Source organism: Streptomyces sp. NPDC005004 (genome assembly GCF_053600675.1).
The window spans coordinates 35,643-53,041 of sequence record NZ_JBSGAH010000010.1 but is presented as its reverse complement, the minus strand read 5'-3'; the positions used below and the strand labels follow the sequence as shown (position 1 = coordinate 53,041).

16 protein-coding genes are annotated in these 17,399 nt (G+C 72.6%); 6 read left to right on the top strand and 10 right to left on the bottom strand.

Annotated features, from left to right (window positions below; genetic code table 11):
* Positions 1-17: 17 nt before the first annotated feature.
* From ACWEEU_RS16180 to mce, 5 genes are all read right to left on the bottom strand, one after another.
* Complete coding sequence (locus tag ACWEEU_RS16180; protein ID WP_385747860.1) at positions 18-881, bottom strand: ABC transporter permease subunit; 864 nt, start codon at positions 879-881, stop codon at positions 18-20.
* The gene (locus tag ACWEEU_RS16175; protein WP_451732819.1) at positions 878-2,146 is read right to left on the bottom strand and encodes an ABC transporter ATP-binding protein; all 1,269 of its coding nucleotides are present in this window, start codon (positions 2,144-2,146) and stop codon (positions 878-880) included. The genes ACWEEU_RS16180 and ACWEEU_RS16175 overlap by 4 nt, the downstream gene beginning before the upstream one ends.
* 255 nt (positions 2,147-2,401) lie before the next feature.
* Positions 2,402-3,337, bottom strand: coding sequence for a coiled-coil domain-containing protein (locus ACWEEU_RS16170; protein ID WP_199587303.1), 936 nt, complete (start codon positions 3,335-3,337; stop codon positions 2,402-2,404).
* A 183-nt stretch (positions 3,338-3,520) separates the two neighbouring features.
* Positions 3,521-7,366, bottom strand: a complete 3,846-nt coding sequence (gene scy / locus ACWEEU_RS16165; RefSeq protein WP_451732815.1) for a polarized growth protein Scy — start codon at positions 7,364-7,366, stop codon at positions 3,521-3,523.
* A 205-nt stretch (positions 7,367-7,571) separates the two neighbouring features.
* Positions 7,572-8,012: a methylmalonyl-CoA epimerase gene (gene mce / locus ACWEEU_RS16160; RefSeq protein WP_018544542.1), complete on the bottom strand. Its 441-nt coding sequence runs from the start codon at positions 8,010-8,012 to the stop codon at positions 7,572-7,574.
* Between the two features lie 149 nt (positions 8,013-8,161).
* Between mce and ACWEEU_RS16155 the strand changes: the two genes are divergently transcribed.
* The 3 genes from ACWEEU_RS16155 to ACWEEU_RS16145 all read left to right on the top strand — a co-directional run bounded on the left by ACWEEU_RS16155 (position 8,162) and on the right by ACWEEU_RS16145 (position 11,903).
* Positions 8,162-9,361, top strand: a complete 1,200-nt coding sequence (locus ACWEEU_RS16155) for an acetyl-CoA C-acetyltransferase (protein ID WP_451732812.1) — start codon at positions 8,162-8,164, stop codon at positions 9,359-9,361.
* Positions 9,362-9,417: 56 nt separating this feature from the next.
* Entirely contained in the window at positions 9,418-10,386 is a 969-nt protein-coding gene (gene meaB / locus ACWEEU_RS16150) for a methylmalonyl Co-A mutase-associated GTPase MeaB (RefSeq protein ID WP_385747851.1), read from the top strand.
* A 233-nt stretch (positions 10,387-10,619) separates the two neighbouring features.
* The gene (locus tag ACWEEU_RS16145) at positions 10,620-11,903 is read left to right on the top strand and encodes an MFS transporter (RefSeq protein WP_385747849.1); all 1,284 of its coding nucleotides are present in this window, start codon (positions 10,620-10,622) and stop codon (positions 11,901-11,903) included.
* A gap of 72 nt (positions 11,904-11,975) precedes the next feature.
* Here ACWEEU_RS16145 and ACWEEU_RS16140 read toward each other — a convergent pair whose 3' ends face one another.
* The 4 genes from ACWEEU_RS16140 to ACWEEU_RS16125 form a co-directional block, all read right to left on the bottom strand.
* On the bottom strand, positions 11,976-12,452 hold the full coding sequence (locus ACWEEU_RS16140; protein WP_385747847.1) for a MarR family winged helix-turn-helix transcriptional regulator: 477 nt from the start codon (positions 12,450-12,452) through the stop codon (positions 11,976-11,978).
* 92 nt (positions 12,453-12,544) lie between these two features.
* Complete coding sequence (locus tag ACWEEU_RS16135) at positions 12,545-13,351, bottom strand: AIM24 family protein (protein ID WP_385747845.1); 807 nt, start codon at positions 13,349-13,351, stop codon at positions 12,545-12,547.
* A complete protein-coding gene (locus ACWEEU_RS16130; RefSeq protein WP_385747843.1) occupies positions 13,348-13,998 on the bottom strand; it encodes an AIM24 family protein in 651 nt (216 codons plus the stop codon). The genes ACWEEU_RS16135 and ACWEEU_RS16130 overlap by 4 nt, the downstream gene beginning before the upstream one ends.
* Before the next feature lies 1 nt (position 13,999).
* Complete coding sequence (locus ACWEEU_RS16125; RefSeq protein ID WP_385747841.1) at positions 14,000-14,638, bottom strand: AIM24 family protein; 639 nt, start codon at positions 14,636-14,638, stop codon at positions 14,000-14,002.
* 189 nt (positions 14,639-14,827) lie between these two features.
* Between ACWEEU_RS16125 and ACWEEU_RS16120 the strand changes: the two genes are divergently transcribed.
* From ACWEEU_RS16120 to ACWEEU_RS16110, 3 genes are all read left to right on the top strand, one after another.
* Positions 14,828-15,172, top strand: coding sequence for a DUF3817 domain-containing protein (locus ACWEEU_RS16120; RefSeq protein ID WP_451732806.1), 345 nt, complete (start codon positions 14,828-14,830; stop codon positions 15,170-15,172).
* Complete coding sequence (locus ACWEEU_RS16115) at positions 15,169-15,462, top strand: MTH1187 family thiamine-binding protein (protein ID WP_385747837.1); 294 nt, start codon at positions 15,169-15,171, stop codon at positions 15,460-15,462. The genes ACWEEU_RS16120 and ACWEEU_RS16115 overlap by 4 nt, the downstream gene beginning before the upstream one ends.
* A gap of 152 nt (positions 15,463-15,614) precedes the next feature.
* The gene (locus ACWEEU_RS16110) at positions 15,615-16,376 is read left to right on the top strand and encodes a hypothetical protein (protein WP_385747835.1); all 762 of its coding nucleotides are present in this window, start codon (positions 15,615-15,617) and stop codon (positions 16,374-16,376) included.
* 1 nt (position 16,377) lies between these two features.
* On the opposite strand, the gene ACWEEU_RS16105 is transcribed toward ACWEEU_RS16110, so the two are convergent.
* Entirely contained in the window at positions 16,378-17,358 is a 981-nt protein-coding gene (locus ACWEEU_RS16105; RefSeq protein ID WP_451732802.1) for a DUF5937 family protein, read from the bottom strand.
* Positions 17,359-17,399: the final 41 nt, after the last annotated feature.

Below are 17,399 nucleotides of genomic sequence, written 5' to 3'. Positions count from 1 at the left end.
CGTGCGAGGGGCGCGGGCTACACGTCCCTGGTCCGCAGCAGCGCGTACGCCGCCGCGTAGGCCGCGGCCGTCACGCCCAGCATGATCCACAGCGGCTCCCAGCCCGAGGGCCCGGAATGGCTGAGGGTGTTGTCGTAGAAGACGCCCATCTGGCTCGGGATCGAGTACTCGAGCAGCGCCTCCTGGACCTTCTCCAGCGAGGACGTGTTCATGAACAGGGCGATCACCAGCGGGGCGAGCACCACGCCGATCATGACGGTGATGGCGCCCGCCGAGTGCCGGATCATGGAGCCGACCAGCAGGGAGATCAGGCCGATCAGCGCGATGAAGAGGCTGATGCCGACCGTGGCCTTCAGCCAGTCCTGCGCGGTCGGCGAGTCCACGCCCTGGCCCTCCAGCAGTCCGGTCTGCACCAGGCCCGTCACGGTCACGGTCACCAGCGTCACCACGAACGCGAGGACGAAGAACACGATGGACTTGGCGGCCAGGACCCGGCCGCGGGTCGGGCACGCCGTCATCGTCGTACGGATCATGCCCGTGCCGTACTCCGAGGCCGTCGTCAGCACGCCCAGCGTGATCACGCAGACCATGCCGAGCAGCAGCCCGAAGAATCCCAGGGTCAGAGCGGTCGCGCCGGACAGCTCGGCGGACGTGCCGCGCACCGCGAGCGCGACCATCAGACCGATGCCGAACACGAGCAGCGCGAACACGCCGAGCGTCCACACCGTCGACCGCACCGACTTGATCTTCGTCCACTCCGAGGCCAGCGCGTGCCCGAGGTGGGTGCGCACGACCGGGATGGGCGAGCTGTAGCCGGGGTACGGACCGCCGCTCACGGCGGCCGCGGGTGCCGGGGGCAGCGGGGGCTGGTGCGTGCTCATCGGGCGTCCTCGGGCTGGGTCGGTTCGGCGGATGCGGCGGCCTTGTCGGCGTCCGCGGCGGACTGCGCGGGCCCGGCGCCCGGAGCCTGCTGCGGGGCCGGGGGAGCGACGACGGGCGCCGGCTGCGGCTGCGGAGCCTGCACGGGCGCCGCGTACGGATTGGGGGCCCCGGCGCCCGGCGCGCCGTACCCGCCGCCGTACGGGCCCGGAGCCGGGGTCTGCGGGGCGTACGGCGTGCCCGGCTGGGGCGGCGGCGGGGCGTACCAGCCCGGCTGGCCCTGTCCCGGCACCGGCATCGGGGGCTGGACCCCCGGCGGCAGCGGCTGCTGGAGGCCCGAGCGCTGGTCGGCGGTCGAGCGGTAGTCGACCACGCCCTGCGTCATCCGCATGTACGCCTCCTCCAGCGACGCCTGGTGCGGGGACAGCTCCCACAGCCGTACGTCCGCGCCGTGCGCGAGGTCGCTGATGCGGGGCAGCGGAAGCCCGGTCACCCGCAGCGCGCCGTCCGGCTCGGGCAGCACATGGCCGCCCGCCTCGGTGAGCGCGGCCGTCAGCTTCTCCCGCTGCTGCGGCTCGGTCTCGGGGGTGCGCACCCGCGCGAAGTCGGCGGAGTTGGCGGAGATGAACTCCGTCACGCTCATGTCGGCCATCAACTGGCCGCGCCCGATCACGATGAGGTGGTCGGCGGTCAGCGCCATCTCGCTCATCAGATGCGAGGAGACGAAGACCGTACGGCCCTCGGCGGCGAGCGCCTTCATCAGATTGCGGACCCAGAGGATGCCCTCGGGGTCGAGGCCGTTGACCGGCTCGTCGAAGAGCAGCACCTGGGGGTCGCCGAGCAGTGCCGCGGCGATGCCGAGCCGCTGGCCCATGCCGAGCGAGAAGCCCTTGGAACGCCTCTTCGCCACGTCCTGGAGGCCGACGACCCCGAGGACCTCGTCCACCCGGCGGGCCGGGATGCCGGACAACTGGGCCAGGCTCAGCAGATGCTGGCGGGCCGAGCGGCCGCCGTGCACCGCCTTGGCGTCCAGGAGCGCGCCGACCTGGCGGGGGGCGTTGGGCAGCTTGCCGTAGGGATAGCCGCCGATGGTCACCGTCCCGGCGGTGGGGTTGTCCAGCCCGAGGATCATCCGCATGGTCGTGGACTTGCCCGAGCCGTTGGGTCCCAGGAAGCCGGTCACCGCACCCGGACGCACCTGGAAGGAGAGGTTGTGCACCGCGGTCTTGTCACCGTAGCGCTTGGTCAGGCCAGCCGCCTCGATCATGCTCCGCACCCATCGGAAGGTTCAGGACAGCGGGGCGCACGCCCCCGTAAGGGTTAGGAGGATATCCGGGCGCTGACGGTTCCGCTCAAGAGAAAGTAAAGCCAGAGCTTCACCCGGCGTGTCCGAAAGGGTCCGGGAGGCCCGACCGGACACCGTGGCGATCATGCCAGAACCGGGCGAAGCCCCCTGCCGACTGCAACGGAAGGGGGCTCCGCCCGGTCCTGGCGACCGTACGAAACGGGTATCGCGCGGGTACTAGCGCGTCTGCTGCGCCGGGACGCCGCGCGAGACCGGCTCGTCCTCCACCGGCGCACCGGCGGCGGCCACCGCGGCACCGGTCAGCGTCGCCAGCATCTCGCGGACGTTGGTGAGCTGCGCGTTGATGCTGTCGCGACGGTTGGTCAGGGCGGCCAGCTCGCGCTCGGACTCCGAACGGATGCGGTCGGCCTTGGCGTTGGCGTCGGCCACGATGTCCTCGGCCTGACGCTGCGCCGTCTCCACCGTCTGACGGGCCCGGCGGTCGGCGTCGGTGCGCAGCTTCTCCGCCTCCAGACGGAGCTGCTCGGCGCGGTGCTCGATCTCGGCCAGCCGCTTCTCCGCCTTCTGCTGACGGGAGGCCAGGTCGCGCTCGGACTGCTCGCGGCGCTTGGCGAGGTTCGTCTCGAAGTCGGCGGCGGCCTGCGCGGCCTTGGCGCGGGTCTCCTCGAAGAGGGCGTCCGCCTCCTCGCGCTTGGACTGCGCGTCCTTCTGCGCGTCGGAGCGGAGCTGGGCGGCGTCGCCCTTCGCCTTCTCGACGATCCGGACGCCCTCGTCCTCCGCCTTCGCCTTGCGCTCGGCGGCGAAGGACTCGGCGTCGTTACGGACCTGCTGGGCGGCCGACTCGGCCAGCTCGCGGTGCTGTTCGGCCGCGCGCCTGGCCTCCTCGCGCAGGTCCTTCGCCTCTTCCTCGGCGAGCCGAAGGATCTTCTCGACCCGCGCGCCGAGACCCGCGTACGACGGCTCGGCGTCGGTGATCTGGGCCTGGGCGTTCTGCGTCTCGAGGTGGAGCTCCTCGATGCGCTTCTCCAGAGCGGTGATCCGGGAGAGCGCGCTGTCACGGTCGGAGACGAGCTTGGAGATGCGTTCGTCCACCTGAGCGCGGTCGTATCCACGCCGCACAAGCTCGAAGCCGTAGGGGGAAGTGTCGCTCATGGGGTTCCTGTCGAATGAGACCGGTGAGGTGATAGGTGGAATCCTAGGCGCCGAAGCGGTGTGTCATCGAGCGGATACGTGTTTGATCAATAGAATGACACCTCTTTCGGGTGGCCGGACCCCTGACAACTTGCCAAAGACCCGGCCGCACACCCCGCCCCACCCGGCACAGCGCTCCGGCCGTTAGTTCTCCTGGGATTTGCCACCCGATCGGGGTGCCCCCACCGTGGCGCCCGCCTTGACCCCGCCGTCCTTGCCGCCCGGACCCTCGAAGGACTCCAGCGCCTCGAGCACGTCCTGGACCCGCGAGATCTCCGTGTTGATGTCCTCGCGCCGGCGCACCAGCAACTCCAGCTCGCGCTTGCCCTCTTCGACCGTCTGACGCGCCTCGCGGATGGCCTCGGCCTTCAGCTCCTCGGCCTCCTTGACCAGCTTCGCCTTCTTCTGCTCGGCCTCCTTGAGCAGCCCCTCCGCCTTCTTGACCGCGGCGATGCGCACCTTGCTCGCCTCCGAACTGGCCTCCGACACCAGCTCCTTGGCCTTCGCCTGCGCCTTGGCCAACTGCTCCTCGGCCTGCTTGATGAGATGGTCGCAGCGGTCGCCGGTCGACTTCATCGTCTCGGCCGCCTCACGGCGGGCCCGCTCGTGCAGCTCCTCGATCTCCGTGGTGATCCGGTCGCGCAGCTCCTCGGCGCGCTCCCGGATCGCGGTCGCGTCCCGGCGCGCCCCGACCAGCAACTCGTCGGCGTCCGTACGGGACTTCTCCACCCGGGAGTTGCCCTCGACCGTCGCCTCGGAGACGATCCGCTCCGCCTCGGAGCGGGCCGCGCCCACCATCGTGTCGGCCTGCGCCTCCGCGTCCGCGGTGGTCTGCTGCGCCTGCTGACGCGCCTCGGCGAGCAGCTTGTCCGCCTCGGCCGCCGTCTCCGTGATGAGCGTGTCGACCTGTTCGGCCGCTTCCGAACGCCGCTTGTTGGCCTCCTGGCGCGCCTCGTCCAGCGTCCGCTCGGCCTCCTCGCGCGCCGAGCCGACCAGCCGCTGGGCCGTCGACTCCGCGTCGGTGCGCACCCGTTCGGCCTCCGCGCGCATCCGCTCCGCGTGCCGCTGGGCCGTACCCACCGTCTCGGCGGCCTCGGCACGCAGCCGCTCCGCGTCGTCGGTGGCGTCCGCGATCAGCCGCTCCGCGCCCGCGACCGCCTCCGCGCGCACCCGCTCGGCCTCGGCGGCCGTCTCCGTCTGGAGCCGCTCCGCCTCCGAAGCCGCCTCGGTGATGAGGGTGTCCGCCTGCGTCGCCGCGTCCGATCGGATGCGGTTGGCGTCCTCCCGGGCGTCCGCCCGGGTGCGCGAGGCCGCCTGGTCCGCCTCGGCCAGCGCGTCGGACGCCTCGGTGCGCACCCGCTGCGCGTACTCCGACGACTCCGCGCGCAGCCGCTCGGACTCCGCGATCGCCTCCGCGACCGTGCGCTCCGCGAGCGACTTGGCCTCCTCGGCCTCCTCGTTCGCCTCCCGGCGCAGCCGCGCCGCGTCCTCGCCCGCGCGCTCCCGCTCGGCGTAGGCGTCGGTGCGGACGCGGTCCGCCTCCTCCTCCGCCTCCCGGCGCGTACGCTCCGCCGCGTGCTCGGCGGCCGAGCGCAGCCCGGCGATCTCCTCCTGCGCCTGCTCGTGCAGCCCGGAGACCGACTCGCGCACCTGCTGGGCGTGCTGCTCGGCGGCGGACACCATCTCGGTGGCCCGCCGGTCGGCCTCCTCGACCAGCCGGGTCGCCTCGGTCTGGGCCTCCTCCACGCGCTTGCGCGCCGAGGCCAGCAGCTCCTCGCTCTGCTCACGGGCCCGCTCGCGCTCCTGGTCGGCCTCCTCGCGGGCCGAGCCGAGCAGTTCCTCCGCCTCCCGGCGGCGGCGCGCGGCCTCCTCCTGGGCGGCGGCCAGCGTCTCGGACGCCTCGGTGGCCAGCCGCTCCGCGGCGGCCTGCGCCTCCGCGCGCACCCGGTCCGCGGTGTCCTGCGCCTCGACCTTGAGCCGCTCGGCCTCCGCCGCGGCCTCGGAGCGCAGCCGTACGGCCACGGACTCGCCCTCGGCGCGCGAGGCGGACGCGTCGGCCGCGGCCTCGTCACGCAGCCGCTCGGCCTCGGCCGCGGCCTGCTGCTGGAGGGTACGGATGCGCTCGGCGGCCTCCGACCGCAGCCGCTCGGCCTCCTCGCCCGCCTCCCGGCGGATGCGGGACGCCTCCTCGCGGGCCTCGGTCAGCGCCTGCTCCGCCGACTCCAGGCGGTCCTGCGCCTCCGTCTGGAGCCGCGTCAGCTCGGCGGCGGCCTCCTCGCGGCGCGCCTCGGCGGCCCGCTCGGCCTCCTCGCGCAGCTCGCGCGCGACCCGCTCGGCGTCCTCCCTGACCGACTCGGCGCGCTCCTCGGCCTCGGCCTTGAGCCGTTCGGCCTCCTTGCGGGTGCGCTCCAGGGTCTCCTCGGCCTGGCGGCGCAGCGCGGTGGCGCGCTCGATCGCCTCGGTGCGGACCTTCTCGCTGTCCGTGGTGGCCGTCTTGCGCAGCTCGTCGGCGTCCGCCTTGGCCTTGGAGAGCAGTTCCTCGGCGGACTTGGCCGCCTCCTCGATCTGCGCCACCGCCTCGCGGCGGGCCTCGGCGCGAATGGACTCGCCCTCTTCGACCGCGTCGGCGCGGAGCTGCTCGGCCTCGCCACGCAGGCGCCGGGCCTCCTCCTGCAGCTCGACCGTCTTGGCCCGGTACTCCTTGGTGTCGTCCTTGGCCGCGCCCTTGAGCTGCTCGGCCAGGTCGTGCGCCTCGGCGCGCAGCCGGTCCGCCTCGGCCTCGGCCTCCGAGCGGATGCGCTCGGCCTCCTCGGCGGCGGCCTTCGTGGTCCGACGGGCGTCCTCCGACGCCTTGTTGAGGACGTCCTCGGCGGTCCGGGCGGCCTTCGAGAGCTGACTGGCCGTCTCCTCGGCGGTCGCGCTGCGGGCCTTCTCCCCGGCCTCCGCCAGGATCTTCTCGGCCTCGGCGCGGGCGTCGGCGACGAGCTGCTCGGCGTCGGCCTTGGTGGTCTCCGCCTCCTTGGTGGCCTCGCCGACGAGCCGGGCGACCTGCTCCTTGGCGGTGCGCGTGCGTGTCTCGTTGGCCGCCTCGGCGCTCGCGAGGGCCTTGGCGGCGCGCTCCTCGGCCTCCGCGACCAGCTTGTCGGCCTCCGAGCGGGCGCTGCGCAGCGCCCGCTCCGCCTCCGCCATGCGCTCCTCGGCGGTCCGGCTCAGCTCGGCGGCCTGGCGGCGCGCGGCGTCCGACTCGCTGACCGTGGACGACCGCACCTGCTCGGCGTGGTCGGTGGCCTCCTGAGCCTGCGCGGAGGCGGCGTTCAGCAGCCGCTCGGCGTCGGTGCGGGCGCGGCGCAGGATCTGCTCGGCCTCGGACCGGGCCGCCTCGGCGTCGGTGCGCAGCCGGTCGCGGGCCTCACGCGTCAGCCGCTCGGCCTCCGCGCGGGCGGCGGCCATCGCCTGCTCGGCCTCGGCACGCGACTCGTCGAGCAGCCGGCGGGCCTGCTGCTCGGTCCGGGCGCGCAGCTGCTCGGCCCACGCCACGTTCTCGTTGACGTGCGACTCGACGGTCTGCCGGCGCTCCGCCAGCTCCTGGTCGAGCTGCTGGCGACGGGTGACCGCCTCCTGGTGCAGCTCCGCCTGGAGCCGGGCCGCCTGTTCGGCGTGCTCCTGCAGGATGCGCTGGGTCTGCGCGCGGGCCTGACTCAGCTCCCGCTCGGCGTCCTGCCGCAACTGCTCGGCCTGCACCTGGGCGTTGCGCAGCAACTGCTCGGCCTGATAGCCGATGTCACCGCCGTCGTAGGCGGGCCTGGTCATCAGAGTGCGGCGCGCCTCGTGCAGCTTGGCGCGCAGCACCTCGACCTGGTAGCCGAGGTCCTCGGCGTGCTGGATCGCCTTTTCCCGCTCGGTCTTCAGCCGCTTCATCTCGGCCTCGAACCGAGAGAGGTGGTCGACGTCAGCCGCCGGCTCTCGCTCCTGGCTCTCGTAGCCCCGCACTGCGCGGTCCCATCCGTCCCCTGGTCAGCTTCTCCAACGAGCTCCGTCCGTCCGCCGAACGGGGCCCCCGGGGAATGGTGTCAGATCAACGGCGGAGCACGGGCTGCTGCCCCGACGCTCGTCCCCCAACCCGGACCCCGGCATCGGTCGTCCCCCGTGTTCGGAGACGACCGCCCCCAACCCTACCGGCCCTTATGTACGAAGGTCAGTGGTCAGGTGACTCAACAGAGGCCGAAGTGACCAGTTCTGTCAGGACTCCGTGGCAATCCTTCGGGTGCAGGAAGGTGATCCTCGACCCCATGGACCCACGTCGGGGCTCGTCGTACAGAACGCGTACGCCCTTGCCGCGGATCTCCTCGGAGTCCGCGTCCACATCCGCCGTACCGAAAGCGATGTGGTGGACGCCCTCCCCGTTCTTGGCGAGCCATTTGCCGACCGCGGAGTCCTCCCGGGTCGGCTCCAGGAGCTGGAGGTAGGAGGCGCCGCCGTCGGACGTCTCGTTGATCTTGAGCATGGCCTCGCGCACGCCCTGCTCTTCGTTCACCTCGGTGTGGAACACCTCGAAGCCGTAGGTGGTCCGGTAGAACTCGACGGTGGCGTCGAGGTCGTGGCAGGCGATCCCGATGTGGTCGATTCGCGTCAGCATGTTTTCAGTGCAGCGCGTGCGAGGTGGTTACGCAACGTGCGCGCGATCACACCGTACGCCGGGTGACGGGTTCCGGTACCGGTCAGTACATTCGAAGTAAACCCTCGTTCACTCCTCGGCTGTGCAGGCCGGTAAGGGGATCGCAGCTCATGTCTTCTGGAACGACCACCTCTGTGATCGTCGCGGGCGCGCGGACGCCCATGGGACGGTTGCTGGGTTCGCTGAAGTCCTTCTCGGGTGCCGACCTGGGCGGCTTCGCCATCAAGGCCGCCCTCGACCGCGCCGGCATCGGCGGCGACCAGGTGCAGTACGTGATCATGGGCCAGGTGCTCCAGGCGGGCGCCGGCCAGATCCCGGCGCGCCAGGCGGCCGTCAAGGCGGGCATCCCGATGAGCGTCCCGGCGCTCACCGTCAACAAGGTGTGCCTCTCCGGGCTCGACGCCATCGCGCTCGCGGACCAGTTGATCCGCGCGGGTGAGTTCGACATCGTGGTCGCGGGCGGCCAGGAGTCCATGACCAACGCCCCGCACGTGCTGCCGAAGTCCCGTGAGGGCTTCAAGTACGGCGCCATCGAGATGCTCGACTCCATGGCGCACGACGGGCTGACCGACTCCTTCGAGGGCATCGCCATGGGCGAGTCCACCGAGAAGCACAACACGCGGCTCGGCATCGGCCGTCCCGAGCAGGACGAGATCGCCGCGCTGTCCCACCAGCGGGCCGCCGCCGCGCAGAAGAACGGCCTGTTCGACGCGGAGATCACCCCCGTGGAGATCCCGCAGCGCAAGGGCGAGCCGGTGCTCTTCAGCAAGGACGAGGGCATCCGGGGCGACACCACCGCCGAGTCGCTCGGCAAGCTGCGCCCCGCCTTCACCAAGGACGGCACCATCACCGCCGGGTCCGCCTCGCAGATCTCGGACGGCGCCGCCGCCGTGGTCGTGATGAGCAAGGCCAAGGCCGAGGAGCTGGGCCTGGAGTGGCTCGCGGAGATCGGCGCGCACGGCAACGTGGCCGGACCGGACAACTCGCTCCAGTCGCAGCCGTCCAACGCCATTCAGCACGCGCTGAAGAAGGAGGGCCTGGAAGTCTCGGACCTCGATCTCATCGAGATCAACGAGGCGTTCGCGGCCGTCGCCGTGCAGTCAATGAACGACCTCGGCGTGTCCACGGAAAAGGTGAACGTCAACGGCGGCGCCATCGCCCTCGGCCACCCGATCGGCATGTCCGGCGCCCGTCTCGTCCTCCACCTGGCGCTGGAGCTCAAGCGCCGGGGCGGCGGTCTCGGCGCGGCCGCGCTGTGCGGTGGCGGCGGACAGGGTGACGCGCTGATCGTGCGGGTACCGAAGGCCTGAGGACATCTTCCCGGCGGTGTGAGCGGCCGGCGACGCAAGTGAACGGAGCTGTATCGATGCGGGACGTCTCCTCTCTGGTGGCCGAGGCGCGCGAAGGGCGGCCCCGGGCCGTGGCCCGGCTGATCTCCCTGGTGGAGGGGGCGTCCCCGCAGCTCAGGGAGGTCATGGCGGCGCTGGCCCCACTGACCGGCAACGCGTACGTCGTCGGTCTGACCGGCTCGCCGGGCGTCGGCAAGTCGACCACCACCTCCGCGCTCGTGACCGCCTACCGCAAGCAGGGCAGGCGGGTCGGCGTCCTCGCCGTCGACCCGTCCTCCCCGTTCTCCGGGGGCGCGCTCCTCGGGGACCGGGTGCGGATGTCCGACCACGCCTCCGACCCCGGCGTCTACATCCGCTCCATGGCCACCCGCGGCCACCTCGGCGGCCTCGCCTGGGCCGCCCCGCAGGCGATCCGCGTCCTGGACGCGGCGGGCTGCGACGTGATCCTCGTGGAGACCGTGGGCGTGGGCCAGTCGGAGGTCGAGATCGCCTCCCAGGCCGACACCTCCGTCGTCCTCCTCGCCCCCGGCATGGGCGACGGCATCCAGGCCGCCAAGGCCGGGATCCTGGAGATCGGCGACGTGTACGTCGTCAACAAGGCCGACCGCGACGGCGCCGACGCCACCGCCCGCGAGCTGAACCACATGCTCGGCCTCGGCGAGTCCCGCGGGCCCGGCGACTGGCGTCCGCCCATCGTCAAGACGGTCGCCGCGCGCTCCGAGGGCGTCGACGAGGTCGTGGAGGCCCTGGAGAAACACCGGGCCTGGATGGAGGAGAGCGACGTCCTCACCGAACGCCGCCGCGCCCGCGCGGCCCGGGAGGTGGAAACGATCGCGGTCACGGCCCTGCGCGAACGCATCGGGGACCTGCACGGCGCCCACGACCTGCCGAGCCTCGCGGGCCGCGTCGCCGCGGGCGAACTGGACCCGTACGCGGCGGCGGACCGCCTGCTCGCCGGGCTGACCCGGGAGCCGGGGGAGGGCTGACGTGGGTACGGGCCGCGGCCGGGCCCGGTTCGCTCCCGGTGAGCCGGGGACCGGGGCGCCGCTCCCGGCCAAAAACCGGTACCGCCCCCGGCCCCCCGCTGTTAGCTTGATCCACATGTTCCTCCTCTTGGCATAGCGCGCGCCCCTGCCCGCGCGGGTGCCCGGCACACGGCCGGCGCTCCGTGCGGCGCACCGTCGCGCCCCTGTACCGCCTCCCGTGAGGAACCCCGCGCATGTCCGCGCCCGCTCCCGCGCGCCCCGCCGCGCCCTCGTACGCCGCCGTCCTGCGCGTCCCGCACGCGCGCCGCACCTTCGCCGCCGCGCTCACCGGCCGCTTCTCCAACGGCGTCATCCCCCTCGCCGTCCTGCTGTCCGTCAACCGCGTCACCGGTTCCTACGCCGTCTCCGGGGCCGTGATGTCCCTCTTCGGCGGCGCGGCGGTCTTCCTGATGCCGGTGCGGGCGTCGTTGGTCGACCGGTACGGAGCGCGCCGCGCCCTGCTGCCCATGGCCGCGCTGTACGCCGCCCTGCTCTGCGTCCTCTCCGCGCTCGTCTGGCGCCCGGGTGTCCCGGCGCCGCTCATCGGCGCGGCCGCCGCGCTCGCGGGTGCGTGTGTGCCCCCGCTGGGGCCGGTCATGCGCGCGCTGTGGTCCGCGCTCGTCGCCGACCGGCATCTGCAACGCCGCGCCTTCAGCCTCGACGGGGTCGCCGAGGAGCTGCTGTTCGTCTCCGGGCCGGTCCTGGTGGGCGTGCTGATCACCTGGGCGCCCCCGGCCTCCGGCATCCTGCTGGGTGCGCTGCTGGTCGTCGGCGGGACGGCCGCGTTCGTGACGTCTCCGGCGATGACCGGACCGGGTGCGGGGTCGCGTACGGGGCGACGCACCACGTCCCGCCGCCCCCGCTCGGGCGGGGTGCCGGGGCTGCTGGTCCCGGTCGTCGTGGCGGCGGGAGCCGGGCTCGCGCTGAGCGGGGTGGAACTGCTGGTGGCCGCCTACGCCGAGCGGGGCTCCCACGACACCGCGCTGGTCCCGTGGGTGCTGGGCGCGCTCTCGGTCGGCAGCGCGCTGGGCGGTCTCGTGAACGGCGCGATCGACTGGCGGCTGTCCGCGCGGGCTCGTCTGGCCCGGTTCACGACGGGGCTCGGCCTGATGATCGCGGCGGCGGGTCTCGCGCCCGACCTGTGGACCCTCACCGCGGCCATGGTCCTCACGGGCGTCTTCATCGCCCCGACGCTGACGACCGCCTATCTGCTGGCCGACGAGACGGCGCCGGAGGGCGCCCGCACCCAGGCCGGAGCCTGGGTCAACATGGCGGTGAACGGCGGCGTCTCGAGCGGATCGCTGATCGCCGGGACGCTGATCGGCCGGCTGCCGCTGCCCCTGTGCTTCGCGCTGGCCGGTGCGGCGTCGCTGGGCGCGGCGGCCGTCACCCTCCTCGCCCGGCCGGGCGGGGTGTCCGCCGCCGAGGCCGGGGCGTCGGAGGTGCCCGCCGTGTGCCCGGCGGGCGTGGGCGGCTGAGGCGGCCCGGGGCAAAGGCGCGGTTCGGCTGTTGGCCTGGAGCCGCGCCTCGCCCGGCTGCTCCGGTGGGTGTCAGAGGCGGCCGCGTTGGGTGCGCAGGTGTTCCGCGACGGGCTTGAGGGCCTTGTTCAGGTCCTGGAGGGCGTCGGGGGAGAGCAGGTCGATGAAGTGGCGGCGCACCGAGGACACGTGGTGGGGCGCGACCTTCTTCATCGCCTCCAGACCGTGGTCGGTCAGCACGGCGTAGAGGCCGCGGCGGTCCGACTCGCAGTTCTCCCGGCGCACCAGGTCCGCGTTCTCCATGCGGGTGATCTGGTGCGAGAGCCGGCTCTTGGACTGGAGGGTGGCGGTGGCGAGATCACTCATCCGCATCCGCATGTCCTCGGACTCGGACAGATTGACGAGGATCTCGTAGTCGTTCATCGTCAGTCCGAACGGTTGCAGATCCTTTTCGAGCTGGTACGTCAACAGCCTGTTGACCTCCAGGTGGGTGCGCCAGGCGCACTGCTCCGCATCGGTCAGCCAGTGCGTGGCCGTCTCGGTCTCCATGAATGAAGTCTACCTAAGATGTTGAATGGCGAACTACTCTGGGTGATGTGACTGTGCGCACGCGTTCGACGTCACACTCCGCAGACTACCGCTCACAGCCCGAAGCGACGCTGGAGGTCTCCCAGCTGTCCGGGAAGACGCGGTACCCCTGAGGCCCCTGTGGCGAGGCCGCCGGACGCGGCTCCACCCCCTCCGGGTACCCCCGGTTCCGACGGAACCGCACCCGTCTCCCGCTCCGCCATCAGCGTCTCGGTGGACTGCAGCAGCACCGTCCCGGCGCCGACGAACTCGAACTGGTGCTCCTCCCCGGAAGCCCCGCCCAGGCCCGTCATCGCACGTAGACCGCCCAGCACGCCGGTCAGGTAGCCGTGGTCGTAGTGATGGCAGGGCGAGGGGCAGTCGGCCCAGCCGACCAGCGCCTGGGGGTCGACCCGGATCGGGGGTTCCATGAACACCACCGGCCCGTTGGACGCGGCCACGAACTTTCCCGTGCCGATCAGTGTCAGAAAGCCGGGCACGATCGACTGTTTGAGTGCCAGACTTGGCTGGAAAGCGATCAAGTTGCCTGCGCGAACGGTCAGATTGCCCTCGTCCAGGTCGTACGAATTCACGTCGAACGCCCGGTCGGCGAGCAGCATCTTGCCCGAGCCCTCCGCCACGACCCAGTCGCTCGCGTGCAATGGCGAATGGAACGAGGAACGCACCAGCCGGTCCAGTCGCCCGTGCCCGATGCCGTTGAACTCGATCGCCCCGTAGTAGGCGATCATCTTCCCCTTCTGCAGGAACCACTGACTGCCCTTGAGCTCCACGCAGAACGTGTAGGGGTTCACGTTGTCGTCGGCCGGCAGGGTCACGGGGTCGAACACCACCGGCCCGCCCGTGCCCGCGTACGCGCTCACAGCTTCTCCTCCGATGCCTGGACGTAGACCGTGCCGTCGCCGCTCAGCTCCAGCTGGAACGCCTCGCCGGAGCCCCGGCCCACCATGTCGCGCCAGCCGAGCGCGCTGGAGAGCCGGTTGCGGACCTCGCCGTGATGGGCGACGTACGCCTGGGGGTCCACGTGGACCGGGCGCTGCGGGGTGATCGGTATCCCGAAGACGCCGCCGTGCGCCATCACGGCGACCGCGCCGTGACCCTGGAGCGTGGTGGTGAACAGCCCCTGCCCGGTCGCCTGGCCCCGCACGATGCCCATGACGCCGCCCTGCGAGCCCATGAACATCGTGCCCTGCCGCAGCGAGCCCTCGAAGGCCAGCAGCCGGTCCGCCTCCACATAGAGCGTGTCGCCGGTCAGGTTGATCACCTGCACATGGTGACCGCCGTGCCCGAAGAACACCGTGCCGCTGCCCTCGACCGACATCAGCGGGGCCGCCTCGCCCGCCACCCGGCGCCCGAGCATCGACATGATGCCGCCCTGCCCGCTCTGCACGCTGGGCGTGAACGACACGTCCCCCCGGTAGGCGAGCATCGCCCCGCGCTGGCTGAACAGCCGCACGCCCGGCGAAACCGTCGCCTCGATCATCTTCGAGTTGATCTCCCGGAAGCCCATCTCACAGATCCCCCGCGATCGTGTTCCGCTCGCTCGGCTGGACGTACACCAGCCCGTCGCCCTCGAAACGGATCTGGAACGCCTCGCCGCCGCCCTCCCCGAAGAGCGTGCGGAACGTCACGCCCGACTGGAAGGACTGCCGGACGTCCCCCTGGTGGGCGATGTAGGCCCCCGGGTCGACCGTCAGCGGGTACTGCGGGGAGACCCGGAGCACCACCGCCGGGCCGTCGGACAGCACCGCCGCCTGGCCGTGGCCCTCGACGGTCGTGGTGAACAGGCCGTTGCCCTGCGAGGCGCCGCGCAGGCCCGTGAACGCCGTGCCCGTGCGCAGCCCCGCCTCCGTCGCCAGCAGATTGCTCGACTCCACCCAGAGCTTGTCGCCCCGCAGCGCCACGAGGTTGATCTCGGACGCCCGGTCCGCGAACCAGCAGGTCCCCTGCCCCTTCACCTCCATCACCGTCATCTGCTCGCCGGTCAGCCGCCGGGTCACCATGCCGCGCAGACCCTCGCCTCCGCCGCTCAGCTTCTTGAAGGCCATCTGCCCGTCGTACGCGACCATGGAGCCGTTCTTCGCCTTCACGGCATCCCCGGTCATGTCGACGGCGAGCACCTTGCTGCCCTGTAGTCGGAACGTCGCCACACCGCGAAAGTAGCCCCCGGCCGGGTGGAGAGAACAGGGCCCCCGGGTGGAGAACGACCCTGAGCGCACCCCTAGGGGCACTGTTTGCCACAATGGGCGACGCTTGTGCTTCCGTTCACAAAGGATCATGAGCCGCTCACCGAGCGATCACGACCGCGCCCCCAGCGCCCTCCCCACCGAAGGTGACCCGTGGACCTCAAGACAGCATCCGCCATCCGCCGCCTGCGACTGGTCTCGGCGCCCGAGGCCGTGTCCTTCCTGGTCCTGCTCCTGTGCTCGGTGCTGAAGCGAACCACGGACTTCAACGCCGTCCCCGTGATGGGCGCGGTCCACGGCGTGCTGTTCATCCTCTACGTGCTCTTCTGGCTCGACGCCTGGAACCGTGCCAAGTGGAGCTTCGGCACCGCCGCGCTCTACTTCGTCCTCTCCGTCCTGCCCACCGGCGGCTTCTTCGCCGAGCGCAAGCTGCGCCGCGAGTCCGAGGCCGCCGTCATGGCCGCCCGCGCCCGCCGTGAGGGAGTCGTGAACGCATGATCGTCGCCTTCTCCGTGACGCCCCTCGGCGTCGGCGAGGACGTGGGGGAGTACGTCGCCGACGCCGTCCGCGTGGTCCGCGAATCGGGCCTGCCGAACCGCACCGACGCCATGTTCACCTCGATCGAGGGCGACTGGGACGAGGTCATGGACGTCGTCCGGCGCGCCGTCGCCGCCGTCGAGGCCCGCGCACCGCGCGTCTCGCTCGTGCTCAAGGCCGACATCCGCCCCGGTGTCACCGACGGCCTCACCTCGAAGGTCGAGACCGTGGAGCGTCACCTGGCCGGGTGACACCCCGCGACGCACCCCACCCGAACCCCGGCCCCCTCCCGCGGCCGGGGTTCGTTCGTCCCCCGCCCGGTCCGGTCGCCACGGCGGCGGGGACACCAAGATCTTCCCGGTAGTTTGAGCGTGAAATCCGCTCCGACGTGGGGGAACACCACATGGGTCTCTACATAGAGACGCACATCCGCACCGACCTGGACGAGCTCTGGACCCGCACCCAGGACCCCGCCCACCGCCGGCGCTGGGACCTCAGGCTCACCGAGATCGAGTACCTCCCCCACCCCGCACCGGACACCGCCCCGCGCCCCTTCCGCTGCACCCGGCGCCTGCTGCCGTTCCTCACCCTCCACGGCACCGGCGTCGCCGCCGGAGAGCGCGAACGCCCCGACGGCACCCGCACCTCCGCCCTGCGCTTCGCCTCCGCGCATCCCCTCTCCCCGCTGGCCGAGGGCAGCGGGTACTGGCGCTACGTCCCCGACGCCCCCGGCGTCCGCTTCCTGACCGGCTACGACTACCGCCCCAGAGGCGGCACGCCGGGCGCCCTCGCCGACCGGCTGCTGCTGCGCCCGCTCACGGTCTGGGCCACCGCCTGGTCCTTCGACCGGCTGCGCCTGTGGCTGGAGCGGGGCATCACCCCCGAGCGCGCCCTCGCCAACTGGCTGGCCGAACTCGCCGCGCGCGCCCTCGTGCTGACCGTCTGCGTGGCCGGGCTCGGTCTGGAGCCCATGCTGCCGCTGCTCGGGCCCCTCGCGCCCGTACTCGCCTTCCTGTGCCCGCTGCTGCTGGTGCTCGTCATCTCCGTCGCGCTGTTCAAGGCGCCGTTCTCCGGCACCCCGGCCGCCCGCCGCTGTCTGCGCTCGCCCGTGACCCGGCCGCGCACCCCGGGCGTCCTTCGGACCCTGGAGCGGCAGGGGAGCTGACTCAGGCCGCTCCGGCGGCCAGCGCCGTACCCAGCGGTGTGCGGGCGTACAGCACCTGGTGGCCGTGCCGGGCCGCGGTCAGCAGGCCCGCCGCCCTCAGGACCGTCAGATGGCCGGAGACCGAGGAGGGCGCGAGACGGAGCCGGTGGGCCAGGGCCGTGGTCGTCGCGGGCTCGCCCAGGGCGGTCAGGACGGCCGCGCGGTTGCGGCCCAGGAGCCGCACCAGCGCCTGCGGTGTCCGCCCGGCGGGCTCGGACCACAGATCGCCGATGCCCCGCGCCGGGTAGACCAGCATCGGCTGCCAGGGCGCCTCGAAACCGGTGATCACGTCCGGCCAGCAGAACACGCTCGGCATCAGCAGCAGGCCCCGGCCGCCGAGATCGCGCGCGTACCGCCCCTCGGGCAGCGTCAGCGTCCGCCCGTCCCAGGTCAGCCGCGCGTCCAGCTCCGGCAGCAGCGCGCCCAGACCCACCTCGGCCAGCCTGCGCGAATGGAAGGCCACGTCCGCCTCCAGAAGCGCCCGCAGCCGGGGCCACTCCGGCGCCACCAGCACCCGCCAGGCCGCCTCCAGGAGGTCCGCCAGCTCCCGCACCATCCGCGCGGGGTCCGCGAGCCAGGCCCGGCCGCGCGCCGAGTCCAGGGCGCCCGGCGTACAGGCCAGCGAACGCGCCGTCTCCGCCCGCGCCGCCTCGGGATCGGCCGCCCGCACCGCCGCGATCTCGTCCTCGAAGGAGGTCAGCGGCCCGAGCGGCGGGGGACAGAGCCAGTCCGGCGAACTGCCCCGGCGCGGCATCAGCAGCCACAGCGGCGCCAGGTCGAGCCCGGCCGCGGCCGCGCGCACCCGCCGCAGCCAGGGCCCGTGATACCCGTGCCGGTCCGGCCTCCGCAGCGTCCGCACCGCGTCCTGCGCCTCCCACAACGGCGAGATCGCGAACCGGCAGCGCAGGAAGTCCTCCTCGCCGAAGCGGAGCCGCGAGGGCACGACACCTCCGTCACTGTGACCGGCGCGCGTTCCTGGAGCGC